Annotated in this window: 13 protein-coding genes and 5 tRNA genes; 4 read left to right on the top strand and 14 right to left on the bottom strand. The window is 35.9% G+C overall.

Annotation, left to right across the window (positions count from 1 at the left end; genetic code table 11):
- Positions 1 to 734 (bottom strand): class I tRNA ligase family protein (locus E7276_RS14430; RefSeq protein WP_294219110.1); only part of this gene is annotated, 734 nt, incomplete at its 3' end.
- A gap of 796 nt (positions 735 to 1,530) precedes the next feature.
- Between E7276_RS14430 and E7276_RS14435 the strand changes: the two genes are divergently transcribed.
- Genes E7276_RS14435 through E7276_RS14445 form a run of 3 tightly spaced genes read left to right on the top strand, consistent with a single transcriptional unit; the run spans position 1,531 to position 5,757 of the window.
- Positions 1,531 to 2,829 (top strand): hypothetical protein, encoded by a 1,299-nt coding sequence (locus tag E7276_RS14435; RefSeq protein WP_294219112.1) that lies wholly within the window; start codon positions 1,531 to 1,533, stop codon positions 2,827 to 2,829.
- Between the two features lie 14 nt (positions 2,830 to 2,843).
- Positions 2,844 to 5,036 (top strand): hypothetical protein, encoded by a 2,193-nt coding sequence (locus E7276_RS14440; protein ID WP_294219115.1) that lies wholly within the window; start codon positions 2,844 to 2,846, stop codon positions 5,034 to 5,036.
- Between the two features lie 19 nt (positions 5,037 to 5,055).
- Entirely contained in the window at positions 5,056 to 5,757 is a 702-nt protein-coding gene (locus E7276_RS14445) for a hypothetical protein (protein WP_294219117.1), read from the top strand.
- Here E7276_RS14445 and E7276_RS14450 read toward each other — a convergent pair.
- The 8 genes from E7276_RS14450 to E7276_RS14485 all read right to left on the bottom strand — a co-directional run bounded on the left by E7276_RS14450 (position 5,754) and on the right by E7276_RS14485 (position 12,108).
- Positions 5,754 to 6,551, bottom strand: coding sequence for a Cof-type HAD-IIB family hydrolase (locus E7276_RS14450; RefSeq protein ID WP_294219120.1), 798 nt, complete (start codon positions 6,549 to 6,551; stop codon positions 5,754 to 5,756). The genes E7276_RS14445 and E7276_RS14450 overlap by 4 nt on opposite strands.
- A 13-nt stretch (positions 6,552 to 6,564) precedes the next feature.
- Entirely contained in the window at positions 6,565 to 7,506 is a 942-nt protein-coding gene (locus E7276_RS14455) for a glycosyltransferase family 2 protein (RefSeq protein WP_294219122.1), read from the bottom strand.
- Positions 7,507 to 7,518: 12 nt separating this feature from the next.
- Positions 7,519 to 8,403, bottom strand: a complete 885-nt coding sequence (locus tag E7276_RS14460) for a glycosyltransferase family 2 protein (protein ID WP_294219125.1) — start codon at positions 8,401 to 8,403, stop codon at positions 7,519 to 7,521.
- A 22-nt stretch (positions 8,404 to 8,425) separates the two neighbouring features.
- The gene (locus E7276_RS14465) at positions 8,426 to 9,253 is read right to left on the bottom strand and encodes a DUF4422 domain-containing protein (RefSeq protein WP_294219127.1); all 828 of its coding nucleotides are present in this window, start codon (positions 9,251 to 9,253) and stop codon (positions 8,426 to 8,428) included.
- A gap of 59 nt (positions 9,254 to 9,312) precedes the next feature.
- Positions 9,313 to 9,450 carry a hypothetical protein gene (locus tag E7276_RS14470; protein ID WP_294219130.1) on the bottom strand — a complete coding sequence of 46 codons (138 nt, stop codon included), beginning with the start codon at positions 9,448 to 9,450 and terminating at the stop codon, positions 9,313 to 9,315.
- Positions 9,451 to 9,510: 60 nt separating this feature from the next.
- Positions 9,511 to 10,596: a glycosyltransferase family 2 protein gene (locus E7276_RS14475; RefSeq protein ID WP_294219132.1), complete on the bottom strand. Its 1,086-nt coding sequence runs from the start codon at positions 10,594 to 10,596 to the stop codon at positions 9,511 to 9,513.
- A gap of 96 nt (positions 10,597 to 10,692) precedes the next feature.
- The gene (locus E7276_RS14480; RefSeq protein WP_294219135.1) at positions 10,693 to 11,745 is read right to left on the bottom strand and encodes an alpha/beta hydrolase; all 1,053 of its coding nucleotides are present in this window, start codon (positions 11,743 to 11,745) and stop codon (positions 10,693 to 10,695) included.
- A gap of 84 nt (positions 11,746 to 11,829) precedes the next feature.
- A complete protein-coding gene (locus tag E7276_RS14485) occupies positions 11,830 to 12,108 on the bottom strand; it encodes an antibiotic biosynthesis monooxygenase family protein (RefSeq protein WP_294219138.1) in 279 nt (92 codons plus the stop codon).
- A 580-nt stretch (positions 12,109 to 12,688) separates the two neighbouring features.
- On the opposite strand from E7276_RS14485, the gene E7276_RS14490 reads away from it, so the two are divergent.
- Positions 12,689 to 13,450 carry a GGDEF domain-containing protein gene (locus E7276_RS14490; RefSeq protein WP_294219140.1) on the top strand — a complete coding sequence of 254 codons (762 nt, stop codon included), beginning with the start codon at positions 12,689 to 12,691 and terminating at the stop codon, positions 13,448 to 13,450.
- A 44-nt stretch (positions 13,451 to 13,494) separates the two neighbouring features.
- On the opposite strand, the gene E7276_RS14495 is transcribed toward E7276_RS14490, so the two are convergent.
- The 5 genes from E7276_RS14495 to E7276_RS14515 all read right to left on the bottom strand — a co-directional run bounded on the left by E7276_RS14495 (position 13,495) and on the right by E7276_RS14515 (position 13,997).
- Positions 13,495 to 13,568 (bottom strand) — tRNA-Arg (locus E7276_RS14495).
- A 30-nt stretch (positions 13,569 to 13,598) separates the two neighbouring features.
- Positions 13,599 to 13,682: transfer RNA gene (locus E7276_RS14500), tRNA-Leu, on the bottom strand.
- A gap of 60 nt (positions 13,683 to 13,742) precedes the next feature.
- Positions 13,743 to 13,815, bottom strand: a tRNA-Val gene (locus tag E7276_RS14505).
- Positions 13,816 to 13,837: 22 nt separating this feature from the next.
- Positions 13,838 to 13,911 (bottom strand) — tRNA-Asp (locus tag E7276_RS14510).
- A 17-nt stretch (positions 13,912 to 13,928) separates the two neighbouring features.
- A tRNA-Met gene (locus E7276_RS14515) sits at positions 13,929 to 13,997 on the bottom strand.
- Position 13,998: the final 1 nt, after the last annotated feature.

Raw genomic sequence — 13,998 nt, forward strand, 5'->3', positions numbered from 1 at the left:
TTACCAATGATATCCTGATATCTTTCATCCTTAGGGTTAACAGCAACAGCTGTATCACCAAGCATTGTCTCTGGACGTGTAGTTGCGAATGTTACGAAGCGACCTGGCTCGCCTACGATTTCGTACTTCATGTGCCAGAAATGTCCTGCCTGCTCCTCATGCTCTACCTCAGCATCTGAAATAGAAGTCTGGCAAACTGGACACCAGTTAATAATACGGTTTCCCTTGTAAATGTAGCCTTCGTTGTAAAGCTTAACGAATACTTCCTCTACAGCCTTTGAGCAGCCTTCATCCATTGTGAATCTCTCGCGCTCCCAGTCAGCAGATGAACCCATCTTTTTAAGCTGGTTAATAATACGTGTTCCGTACTCTTCCTTCCAGTCCCAGCATTTCTCAAGGAATCCTTCACGACCAAGATCATCCTTCTCAATTCCCTGCTTCTTAAGGTGTTCGATAACCTTTACCTCTGTAGCGATAGCTGCATGGTCTGTACCTGGCTGCCATAAAGCCGAGTAACCTTGCATTCTCTTATATCTAATAAGAATATCCTGCATTGTATTATCAAGGGCATGGCCCATGTGAAGCTGTCCAGTAATATTTGGAGGTGGCATTACAATAGTAAATGGTTTCTTGCTACGGTCTACCTCAGCGTGGAAATAGCCATTCTCCTCCCACTTTTTATAGAGTCTGTCTTCTAGCCCCTTTGGATCATAAGTTTTTGCTAATTCTTTCATCCTTAATTCCTTTCTAAACTACGGCGTCTCCAAGTTTTTCTCTCGCTTGTTACGCTCACAATCCTGAGATATTGCTTTCGTCGACTAACACGTCTCCTTCAGCAACACTCAGAGATTGTATAGCTACAAGCTATTTACTCTTTTGTGCCGCCTTAATATACATATGAATTAAAAAAGCCCTGTGTGTCGGTAAATTCGACACACAGGGCGAATATTCGCGTTACCACCTGCATTTATAACTCATCATATTCCTTACGGGAACGACTCGGATGGCTTATCTGGCTTGTACCACTTTGTTCACCACCTGCTCCGAAGCTACCTTCTGCAACTCAGCTCCTAGGTCACCTTTCAGCCGATGAATGACCCTCTCTACAGGACGACATTGCATACTCCTCTTCATCATTGCATTTAAAACTTTATTTATAATAGTTAAATTTTTTATTTCTGTCAATGTCTTGATAAAATAACATATAGACAAGGCCGTTTAAAAAAAATTTTAAATTAATCAATAAGCTCCTAGCCTTTATTTTATGCACTCTACGATAAACATTATAGTTAACTGACAAATTTTTATAAAAATTTCTCTTGTAATTATTTTTCAAACATGTTATATTACCACTCGTGTCCAATCGACACATTCATTGGTGAGTCCACCAATTATTCCATTTTTGATTGTTGTATATAAAAGATATTGGCGAAAAACAAATAAAACAAAGGAGGAAGTGTACTTTACTATTTATTTTTTGCTACAAAAAACGAAACATACCAGTATTTTTTATTAAGGAGAACGAGTTTAATGAAAAGAAGAAAAGAATCACAAAGGGACGACTATACCCTTTTTCAGGAAATCATGGAAACATACAGGTATCCAGATGGTACCTTAAATAAAATTGCAATCTTTATATCTACTCTTGCATTAGTGCTGTTACTTACAATCAGTCACTTTATCATCACAGGTATTAAAAATATAAATAAAATGGACTCTGTTTCAGCCTCGGAGCTGACTGTAGACGAGCTGCAGGAATATATTACTAATTCATATTTAGAGGCCATTGCAGAATATGGAGATGGCACAATCGATCAGGAAGCTGCCAAAAGAAAAATACTATCTATGCTTTCTGATTACATAGAATCTTCTAATGGTTTTACCACTGCTCAAAATGAAGCTTTAAACCAAATTATGACAGAGTATTTAGAGAGTTCAACTATTTATTCCGAAATTGAAAAGAATGCTGATAGTATTCATTCCATTTCTTCTGTTATCAACGAAAAGTACAACGAGAACCAACAATGCATTACTCAATTAAAACAAATAATTGAAAACGAAATTACCGCAAATACCAACGTTGGTGATGCAAGATATCAGGAGCTTAATGAGCTTCTTCAAAAGCTGCAGACATATTCAGATAATCGATTAGCCGACAATACTGCTACCCTCAATTCCATAATTGATGATTTGCGAACAACTTATGAGAATTCATTGGGTGCAAAGGATTTCGCGACTAATGAAATATACAACGCCGGAGATTATGTAATCTACAATGGTAAATTATATATTTCTCTATCAGATGACAATACAGCAAATCCTGATGATCCAAACTTTTGGCGTCTTGCTGATATAGAGGGCATCATTAGTAACTTGGAAAAGACAACTGCTGAAGAACTTGAAAATCTACGATTATCCTTCCAGCTTCAGCTAGAAAGCCTTAATCAGTCTGTTGACAATCAGTTTAACGAAATGAATCAATCCGTTAATAATCAGTTCACTGAAATGGGTCAGTCAGTTGAAAACCAATTTAATGAAATGGGCCAATCTGTTGAAAACCAGTTTAATGAGATGAGCCAAAGTGTGGACAACCAATTTTCTGACATGAATCAAAGCGTTGAGAATCAATTCTCTGAAGTTAATCAAAGCATGGAAAATCAGTTTTCTGAAGTTAATCAAAGCATCAACTCACAGGGCGATGACTTCCAACAACAAATCGATGCATTAAAAAATAGGCTAACACAGTATGGAAAAGACTTTGTTTTCGGATACAATCAGTCCACTGGTGCCTATGGATATTATGTTAATGGTACTTTTAAACCATTTTAATCAAGGAGAGTTTAATGAGGAAAAATTTGAAAAAAGCTTTTAATGTTCTCTTGTCCCTTATCGTAATGACATTAACTATTTTAGGGACTGGGAATATCGCTCATGCAGAAGAATCAACCATGACCTTCATTCCATTTAGAAGCGATTTGGTTAAGTATGTAACAGCAAGAGCATCTGATAAAAATGCTGTAATACAAGGTCAATGGTTTCGCTTGTTTCAAGAAGAAACATCTACCTCTGGTTGGTCAAACACCTATTACAGTGACTACACCTCTGCAACGGGAGTAACCAAATCATCAAAAGGCATTCAGGTAACCTACAACCCCGATTTTGATCCATTTTTGTATTCGACAATCGCATCTAACAGTGATTTTGTTACTAACTGGATTAATAACAAGCCAACTGTTTTTGATAACTATTGTAAAAATTACAAAACTCACCCAGTCTTTTGTGATGCCATCGTAAACCTTACTAAATCAGGGTTTATGATTGGCAGCGGTTATAAGAAAACAGATAACGTATTTGAATATGGATTTGCCAGCAAGGATTATTGGGATTTAAAAGTTTTAGCCATCCTAGCTCATAAGTGGAATAGTCTATCTACTGAGCAACAGAATTGGTGTAAATCATACATTTCATATCTAGTATCAGATTATGTTAATAGAGGTTCAAATGCTATTGCAGCTAAGAACAATAATTCTGCCCTTTATAACCTAATGTCCATTTCTACAGAAGGTTTTAATAGCAGCAAAGGCCAGGAATTCTTTTCCAACGCCAACAACGATTCCTCTGTAAAAGTCGGTGAACTACTTAAAAATATAGTAGCGTCCTATGGAAAGGCATCAGATATTCGCACCTCAGATGCATATACGATTTCTAATGTCTCTCCAATTTTTGCTGGTGATGGAGACTGCGATTACAACAACAATTCACTTGGTGATAATGACTACGACTGGCTTGCCTATACCATCTGGTTCTCAAATGATAGTATGTGGGCTCGTCTTAGAACTTTTATTGATGGAGATACCACTGCTGCAACTCTAAAAAAAGAATGGCTGTTGCGTTATTACTCAAAGCACTCAAATACTGCAACTGATTCTAATGCAGTAGCTAATGCAATTGCTAAACAGGGGCAAACTTTTTCAGAAACAGGTGCTGCATTCACTATTGGTGGATGTAACAAAACAGCACGTGTAGGACATAGAGGTTTCACTTGTAATAGTGATCATTATGGCTATGGTTCATATTCTGTGTATAAACCAGTAGGCGTATCTGCTATTTCATTTTCGCATACAGGTAATTTTGATTGTAGATATCAATGGCTTATTAGAGATTCAGCAACTCTAGAAGTAATAGACCAATGCACTACTTATTCTCCAGCTCAAACAATAACTTTACCATCTAAATACATTTGGTCGTCTAAGATAAGCGTTATGGTTATGGTGCAAGGCATTAATCATGCAAAAGGAAAAGTAGGTGCTGGTAGTTGTTATGGCGGTGATGTTTCTCCTGTAATCGAATGGACATATGTGCAGCTTTCTAACTGTGAGATAAATAATCACGCCTATTCATATACATATAATTTTTCTGCCGACCATAAAGAATGTACTGCTACAGGAACCTGCGTACACTGTGGACACTCTATTTCAATAACAGATTCCACTATTATTTCATCCCAAGACTCCAACTATTTTATATATACAGCTGATTTTGACCACACTACTGTTCCCGCCAAAACAACGCGAGTTGCAAAAGTGAAAGGAAATCAGGTGTATAAACCTGGCAGCCAATTCATTACCGGCAAAACCTCAGATAGCCAAACTAACAGTAGAATCAATAAAGGTGTTGACTTTGTTATGTCAGCCTCCATTTCAACCCAATGTTCACTAAGTGCTGGAGTAATTAAACCGGGAGCGAAATTCCTTACTGTAACTGCAACTGCTAGTCAAAGCACCTTCATTCTATACAACAGCCACGGAACGATAATGTCCGAACGAACACTATATACTGGTTCGCCATCGCATGGTGGATATTCTCAGGCTAGTTATAAATTCGACTTAAGAGATTACTCCGATGCAGAATTAGAAGGGGCCTATCTAGTTGTAAAGCTATATTCATACTCCCATAATACCGGCGGCCACGAGGTTGGTAAACCCGTAACTGCAACAGCTCGTGTTTCTCTCGATAGTATTGAAATCAATTATTAAACCAAGGAAGGACAATGTTATGAAGAAAAAATTTTTACCAATTATATCATCTCTGGCTTTGTTAATGGGCTCGTATAATACCGTATATGCGAATGAAGAATTTCCAGAGGAAGCTTGCGAAGAAACTATACAGGAAACAACCACTGACAACAATGAAGAGGTTTCAGAACCTGAACAAGAAGTTGTTAGTTATGAAAATGAACCTGCTGACCAGGAAGACGCGGTTGAGAATAACATAGAATGTGGTACAACAGAAGAATGTAACATAGAAAGTGAACTAGAAGAACCAGATTCCACAGACCCATCTGAAAAAAATGATACAAATGGACCTTCCTGTGAAACTGCTGAGGATGAATTAGTTAATGAGTCTGATGAATTATTAGATGAAGAACTCACGATGTTGGATGAAGAAATCGAAGAAGATGAAGAAGACGCGGAAGAGGTGGAAGATGTGGAGACCTGCAATTTGCATATCACCTATGAGCAGGAAGTATATGAAATCGAAAATCTCTGCCCTACAGACGAAATTATTATATTTTCAACAGAAGCATCAGTTTCCATGGAAAAAGGAAAAGATTTCTCCGCTGTTTTTGATGGAACAATTCTAAATGAAGATTTATTAGATAAAATAAGTCTCCCTGAAACTATTCAGGAAGACTGTGAAATATCATTTTATATTAATATTGATGGAGAAGTCTCTTCAAAGCTAGAGACAATTTAAATCAAATTATAATGTTTAAGGGCATTGTAAATTCCATCATCATCAAAAGCTGTAGTAACATAATCTGCTGCAGCTTTTGCATTTTCTGTACCATTGCCCATGGCAATACCTATTCCCGCAGCCTCCAGCATGTCTAAATCATTCTCACTATCACCAATAGCATATGTGTTTTTAGGATCAATTCCAACTAATTCGCAAGCCTTCATCATTCCAGTTGCCTTGTTATGTCCAGCTGGAACCAATTCACAAACATTATCATTGTGGGCTATTATAGAATACTCATTAGATAACCAATCAAAGCACTCTAACCTCTTATCTGCTTCAACATCAGTGGCGCAAGATAATTTATTGATAACCCACTTTCCATAATAATCACCGCCAATTGACACTAAGTCTTTGCCTACGTCACGTCTCAAAATATTTCCAAAAGGATCATCATGACCAAACTCATTGTCATCCATATAAATATTCTTTGGTCCCTCTAGGATTGGTCTAAATCCGTATTTACGAATTGTTTCAATTGTCTCTTTAGCAAAATCCTTTTCAATTATTTTCTCGTATAAAATTTTGCCATCGATTTCTATATGACATCCACAGGAGCAAACTATTCCATCAAAGCCAAGACTCAATAAATCCTTATCCTGAATAAAAGCTCTAGCTCGTCCACTGCAAATAAAAGCAAGATGTCCATTCTCTCTAAGCTTCTTTATTGCAAGTCTCGCACTATCTGGAATGTATTTTTCATAATTCCATAATGTACCATCTATATCAAAAAATACTGCTGATTTTTCCACCTTACTTATTCTCCTATACCCATAATCTCATCCACAAATTATGATGTGCTCTAGTGAAATTATTCTCTCTATAAAATCTTATTCTATGTAATTTAGGCTTTGTACCTATATTTACGAAATCACTTAATACCTTAAGCTTGTCCTCAGGAATATCCTCTAGTTTAAGAACTTCCCTTGCAAAATAACGAGCTTCATTGATAAAATCTCTTTTTTTTGCTAAGAATCCTTTGTTGGCAGTATCCAAATTACGGCCAATTTTATCAATAGTGGATTCCGTACTTGCCCCCATGGTATTATGTCCAGTCTGTCTATAATATACCAATGCAGAATCTACATATCCCACTTTGCCAAAAATGGCAGCCAACTCCATCAACCATGCATCATGCATAGGAATATGGTCCCAATTAATGCTCTTTTTCGAAACCGCAATATCCCTCAATGCTCGGTTAATACACATAGTAGTTCCTGCTGCAGGATTATCTATTAAAATCTGTGTATATGCAATATTCCTTGGGCTGCGTCCAATATAGTTAATAAATGAGTCTGACATATTATTAAGCTCATTATCAACAACAGTCATATCGCTAAATACCGCAACTGGTGTTTTTTCATCACCATCAATAGTGCTAATCATTTTAGCCATGGACTTTTCCATTTTGTCCGAAAGCCAAACATCATCCTGATCACATAAGAAATAATAATCTGCCTCAACCTGTGTCATTAAATAAAGAAAATTAGCTTTGGCACTACCACATCTTTGACCATATATTATTTCTACTCTATCATGATGCTGTTCATAGTATTCTTTTATAATATCTAAAGTTCCATCAGTAGAACCATCGTCATGTATAACTAAATAGAAATCCTGAAATGTTTGATTGAAAATACTATCTAATTGTTGACGCAAATACTGCTGTCCATTATAGGTAGCAAGTAACACTACTGTTTTCTTCATGTTTTCTCCCAATTATCTATTGAAGCCATAGGCGGTATTGGTTTTTCTTTTAAAAATCAAGTTTGCCCAAAAGATGTCTAAATTTGCTAAAGAAGAAGTTATTTTCCCTAACAAATTACTTTTTCTAAACTGTGCCTTGTAGGTAATCATTTCATGTAGTCTAAATGCATCAGCTTGTTTAAAGTAATCGCAATCCTGAAGCAGTTCAATAAAATCATAAACAGAATCATCTGTTGCAGTTGTATCTGCAGAAATATTTTCACCTGTAAATCTATGAATATAAGCAGGTTTTCCTTGATATAATCCGCAGTTTTTCCCACTAGCCATCATCAAAAGCCACAGATAATAATCATCTGCTCCATTCACTCTAACTATATTTTCTGTCCAATAGGCTGGAATGGCATCTCTTTTTATCAAGCACTGTCCTGGGGAGATAATTTGAATTCCTATTTCTAAGTAAGTCTTCAAATCCCAAACCAACTGCCAATGATATGCCGTTCTATACCACAATAATCTGCTTCCATCAGATTGTTCTAGATTCGCATTTGCGATAATGATATCAAAATTTTCTTTTGCAGTCTCAGCTACTCTAGCCAATCCATCATCCTCAAGTAAATCGTCCTGATCCAAAAACATTACATAATCACCTGTTGCAGCTGCCAAGCCACTACAACGGCTGTAATGTATACCCTGATTTTTTTCATTAGTAATGACTTTAAAATACTGACCAGCATTTTCAGGTGCTGCCAATGTTTTCCATGGACTATCATTGACAAGAATCACTTCTAATTCATGACCTTTTTGCTCTAGATTTGCTTTATTTTTTTCCATGCAGGAAACATAATCATGCATGTATTTTTCCCCCTCATAAAAGGGAGTTATCACAGATATTTTCATTAATCATTCTCTCTATAAATATTTACATACTTTTTGAATACTTTTTTCCAAAGAATTTAGCCTGTAAAAATCCTAATATTTTACGAGTCCAATTTATAGGCTCCATATCAATAACATTGCATTCTACAACTGATAATCCTTCAGATTGTTTTTTTGTAATCCAGACATTGAAAAGTATTTCGCTAACTCTGCCAAATAATCTGGCTGAAAATGCATCTAATTGGGATACATCTATTTTTGTCTCTAATTCCTGCAAAATATCAAATAACCAGGTACAGTATTCATCCAATAGCTGTTTATGGAAAATAGCCATATTGAACATATAGCCCCAGGACTGATCATATACCTTTACCAATTCAGGCATATACTCAGGATATTTCTCATTAATAATCTCCTTGGCCAAATCCAAGTGTGTTCCATCTAATGTATGTGCATAATGAGAATATAAGCTTTCTATATAATACCTGCGTTTTTTAGGGACTACTATATCTGCTCTAGTCAAAAGAGCTGTAGCCTCATCATATGTAAGCACAGAACCAAATGCTCCATGTCTTTTAATATATTTACGTGATTTCATAGAAAAATATCTACGATAATGCACTAGTCCAATTGCATCAGCATCAACATTTTTCCATCCGTAATATAATCCTGTCAATTCACAATAATAAGGATTCTTGGTGGAAATATTATCCCCTTGATCATCTCTTGTAATTGTTCTTGAATTGGATTGTCCATCAGATAATAAGCCTATATTTTTTTTGCCACTTGCGCCAACATGCAGTGGAATATATATGCCATCTTCTGGTATCTGATAAGCTTTATGTAGTGCAATTAAAACTTTTATATCCAAATTTTACTCCTATTAAAACTGTAGGGCACCTTTTAGGTGCCCTACAAATACAACCTCATTTACGAATCTTCTTCGTCCTCGTCATCAACTATCGCTGCAGCCGCTCCAGACACTGCGGAAACCACTGCAATAACAGCAACAATAACTACTAACAAAATCAATACAAAAAAGAAAATTAAAAATCCCTGATCTGTCATCCTTAACCTCCTCTTTAAAAACCTAAGGTCATTATACTGCTAAACATATGTAAAAGCAAATCAGCGAATCTGCTTTGCTCTATTGAACAGACCTGGAAAATACTGTTTTGTATATTTCATTAATCGCGCTCTTTTTAATGCAGTACCAAACATTCCCTCGGAAAGTGGTTTATATAACATTTTTACAGTCTTGGAATCGTTAGGTAAGTACTTTTTCAATTCCTGATACATTTCAGTTTCTGTTTGTTTATTACACCAAGCTAAAATGTCATCTGTTTTGGTTCCTGATTCTAATTGTCTAACCATTGCAGATTGAAAGCTTCTAAAGTACTCCTTAGCTAAAATACCAAGGGCTTCAAAATCGCAAGTTTTCCATTCTTGCTGTTGGTCGAAAAGTCTCTTTATTCTTATACTCTGCAAAGAAAAATAATCATCAATAGCACCACCGGTAAGTCTAGGCTGACCTTGATTTCTATAGTGATACAGCACATCATTTATCACTGTCAAAGAATTGGTGTAATCTAAAAAGTCGCAGTTAAACAAAATATCCTCAACATGCTTTATTTTTTGGTATTGCAAATTATTATCTTTAATTATGCTGGCTTTGTAACACTTGTTCCATGGATACCCCAGCATAGTAATCTCTTCCATCTGCATTACCATTTTATGGATAGTGGCCGGATCATTGGTAGTTACTGTGTCGTCATCATAATCCATATCTTCAAGAGATACACCCTTCATATATTCGATGCGGCCTGCAGCATTTCTATAATCCTCTGTGAAGCTATAAACTAACAAATCAACTGGGTTTCTAGATAACGCAGCGGCACAAACTCTCAGAAGATTTCTCTCATATAAATCATCCGGGTCTAAGAATAAGATATAGTCTCCTGTGGCCTTTTGCACACCTGTATTTCTCGCCGCCGAAACGCCCTGATTTACTTCATGTCTATAGTAAAAAAATCTATCATCTCTTTCGACAAATGATTTGGCTATATCCCCTGATTTGTCTGGTGAACAATCATCTACTATAATTACCTCAAAATTATCGTAGGTCTGCATCATTAGACAACCTAAAGCATCACCAATATAATCGCCAACCCCGTAAGTTGGCATTATTACGGAAAATTTAATAGTCGCACTCATATTCACATCATAGCAGAGTTATTAAAGTTTCTCAACATAGAAAAAATGTTGTAAAACTAACATAAGGGCCACGATTGTGACCCTCATTTATAACCTTTAAATATTTGGTATTGTGTTAAGAATTTCATTGATTTCTTTAATATCAACTGGGATTTGACGTTCCATCAATAAATCCTTTAGTTTTGTCATTCTCATTATATCCATCATATCATCAAAAGACATTTCTGGCGAAAATGGAACTACGTATTCCTTCATAACTTTTATATGTTTATCTAGCTTCTCTACTGCCTTAGGATTTCCAAAAATTCTTCCAATAGTACAATCCACAGAAAGCCAAGCTTCCCCGTCATCATCAACGTGCTGCTTACAAACTGGTTCTTCAAGACCTGTATTACCCTCTCCTGGCTTTTGATCTGATTTGAATTTTCCTAAAACATCCTGCAAGAAACCAATACTGTCCTCTACCCAATGAGGAATTCTTTCACAAAAAGCCATACCTTTTCCTTGAATTGCATCATTTCCTACTGAGAATCCGTGAGGACCGAAAGGATAAATATGTGCTTCAAAAGTAATATTATTATCAGCAAGTGCTTGCTGCATTTTAATAAGATTATTTACATGAACAACACTATCAGAGCGTGATCCAAATAAAAAACATGGTGCTGTGTCCTTATCAACTTTCTGGTAAATATATGGAGCGTCCTTTAATATTTCATCCACTGTCTCTGCCAAAACAGGGTAACCAAGTATCGCAGCCTGAGGCTTGTGCTCCGCCAAAGTGGCAACTGCTCCTGCTAAATGCCCACCTGCCGAAAAGCCGCAGACAGCAATTTTGTCCATATTAACATTCCACTCCTGTGCATGTTCTGATATATAACTATATGCCATTTCATAATCTTGAAGTGGCTTTGGCCATACTGCATCTTCATTTAATGAATATCTAAGTATAAATGTGTCATAGCCTGCAGATAAATAAGCAAAAGCAACCGGATCTGCCTCTCTATCTGAGCAAAACATATATCCACCACCAGGAATAACTATTACTGCCGGTCTTTTTGTAATAGATCTATACTCTCCTGCTGTCCCCTGGATATACGCATCCAATGTAACATTCATTTTTTCGTCAAGTACAATGTGTTCTGTCTTCATTCTAATACCCCACTTTTTGTTTAATTATTACCCCGTTATATTATGTCAATTCTTTGGGTTCCATTTCCATTACTGATACCGTGCCTATGCTTGCTTAAATACATAATCTTTTGCAGAAATAAAATATTTTCCAAGACCTTCTACATGCTTTTTAAATGTATCTCCTTGTGCATGATTTTTAAAATCCTCCTCTGTTTCAAAGTGAGAAAGATACAACACTTTTCCAGGTGTATTCTCATCGACTAATACTTCCATAGAAATACATCCTTTGTCATTTTTTACAGCATCTTCTGCAAAAGCTTTTGCTAGAGGTAAATATTCCTCTACATTTGTTACCATGTCCTCATTAATAATTACCACCATAATTCTTCTCCTTATGTTTACTATAATAGATACTAACAAATTTTAAATTTATAATTCAATATTAAAATTCTATTATTTATATAACAAAATTTAATATACATCATTTGCTCTATTATTAAATATTTCTGTCACAATATCTTCTCAATAAATACATAACAATAATATATTATGAATGTAATAGTATGACCTCTTACTGACCTAATTTGAATCCATTTTTAATTGACAATTATTTGCAATCTATGATTTAAAGGAATAAAAATATGCAAACAAATCCATTAATGAATGAATACAATATAAATGAATTTGAACGGAAGCAATATTTCCAAATAAATTGTCTTCTTCTAGCAATTCATGTTATTTTTGCAATACCTCTATTCTTTCTCAGTCCAAAACATTTATTTATTGTAAACATCATAAGTATAAGTTTTTATCTCATTGGTTTCCTTTTCATCAATAAAAATAGAAAGGTCGCTATTATTTATCTACACCTGATATTATTGGAAATATTAGTTTTTATTGCATCTACTACACTTGTATTTGGGTGGGACTGCGGTATTCATCTGTGGATGTTTGCGCTTCTATGCACATTTATGAAAGACTATATAAATCCTGGGCAAAACGCCAAAAAGAGAGCTGCATACATCACAAATATAACATGCCTTTTTTCATAGAATACATTTCATTATATTTAATTACTAGATATTTTGATTTCCCTTTTAAAGACCCACTTCCTCAAAAATACATTATATTTATGATGATTTTAAATTCGTTTCTCACATTTTTGGGAATAATTACATTCACTAGAATTTATACAAGACAAATGGAAATAAAATTCAGAGCCCTGCATAACCAAGCCGATTACGACCAACTTACAGGACTAGGCAATAGATATTATATGCATGCAGTTTTAAATGAGGAAGAGAAGGTTTGCACTCGTCATCCAAACTTATATTTTTCTTTGGCAATGATAGATATTGATCATTTTAAAGAAATTAATGATACATATGGTCATGATAATGGAGATGTGATTCTAAAAAGAATCGCAACTATACTCACTCGATACTCATCAGACAATTTATTTATATGTAGGTGGGGTGGTGAAGAATTTCTTCTAATGGCAAATCATAATATAGCCTATGAAGAATTCCTAAGTTATCTTGATGCAATTCGCATCGATGTATCAGAACATAAATTTCTTTTAAAAAATACAATGGTACAATGTACTGTTTCTTTAGGCGCAGCTATTTTTAAACCTAATATGAATGTAAGAACAGTATTAAAACAAGCTGATAATAATTTATATGTTGCTAAAGAACAGGGACGAAATCAATTAATTAAATAGTCAATAAAATAAGAGATAGGATTATTCCTATCTCTTTTAATAAGCGTGCGCGAGAGGATTCGAACCCCCGACACCTTGGTCCGTAGCCAAGTGCTCTATCCAGCTGAGCTACGCACACACATTATTTAATTTCACTCAAAAGAGTGAATGCCGTAGACCGGAATCGAACCGGTACGATGTCGCCACCACGGGATTTTAAGTCCCGCGCGTCTGCCAGTTCCGCCACTACGGCAAACGTATAATTTTTCTGAAAGAAAAATTATGCTAGTAAATCGCTTGCGATTTACACTAATGGGACCTACAGGGCTCGAACCTGTGACCCCCTGCTTGTAAGGCAGATGCTCTCCCAGCTGAGCTAAGATCCCATAAAAATAAATGAACTGGAAACGACCCCAGAGGGACTTGAACCCTCGACCTCCGCCGTGACAGGGCGGCGCTCTAACCAACTGAGCCATGAGGCCAAATTATAAAAAGAAAGTGGACCCTCAGGGACTCGAACCCTGGACCGACCGGTTATGAGCCGGTTGCTCTAACCAACTGAGCTAAAG

Origin of the sequence: Pseudobutyrivibrio sp., assembly GCF_015057185.1 — a bacterium.
In the GTDB taxonomy this organism is placed as follows: Bacteria; Bacillota; Clostridia; order Lachnospirales; family Lachnospiraceae; genus Pseudobutyrivibrio.

Excerpts from the sequence above, each read along its gene's own strand:
- E7276_RS14435 (WP_294219112.1), top strand. The coding sequence starts at position 1,531 with ATGAAAAGAAGAAAAGAATCACAAAGGGACGACTATACCCTTTTTCAG.
- E7276_RS14440 (WP_294219115.1), top strand. The coding sequence starts at position 2,844 with ATGAGGAAAAATTTGAAAAAAGCTTTTAATGTTCTCTTGTCCCTTATC.
- E7276_RS14445 (WP_294219117.1), top strand. The coding sequence starts at position 5,056 with ATGAAGAAAAAATTTTTACCAATTATATCATCTCTGGCTTTGTTAATG.
- E7276_RS14455 (WP_294219122.1), bottom strand. The coding sequence starts at position 7,506 with ATGAAGAAAACAGTAGTGTTACTTGCTACCTATAATGGACAGCAGTAT.
- E7276_RS14460 (WP_294219125.1), bottom strand. The coding sequence starts at position 8,403 with ATGAAAATATCTGTGATAACTCCCTTTTATGAGGGGGAAAAATACATG.
- E7276_RS14470 (WP_294219130.1), bottom strand. The coding sequence starts at position 9,450 with ATGACAGATCAGGGATTTTTAATTTTCTTTTTTGTATTGATTTTGTTA.
- E7276_RS14475 (WP_294219132.1), bottom strand. The coding sequence starts at position 10,596 with ATGAGTGCGACTATTAAATTTTCCGTAATAATGCCAACTTACGGGGTT.
- E7276_RS14480 (WP_294219135.1), bottom strand. The coding sequence starts at position 11,745 with ATGAAGACAGAACACATTGTACTTGACGAAAAAATGAATGTTACATTG.
- E7276_RS14485 (WP_294219138.1), bottom strand. The coding sequence starts at position 12,108 with ATGGTGGTAATTATTAATGAGGACATGGTAACAAATGTAGAGGAATAT.
- E7276_RS14490 (WP_294219140.1), top strand. The coding sequence starts at position 12,689 with ATGCACATTTATGAAAGACTATATAAATCCTGGGCAAAACGCCAAAAA.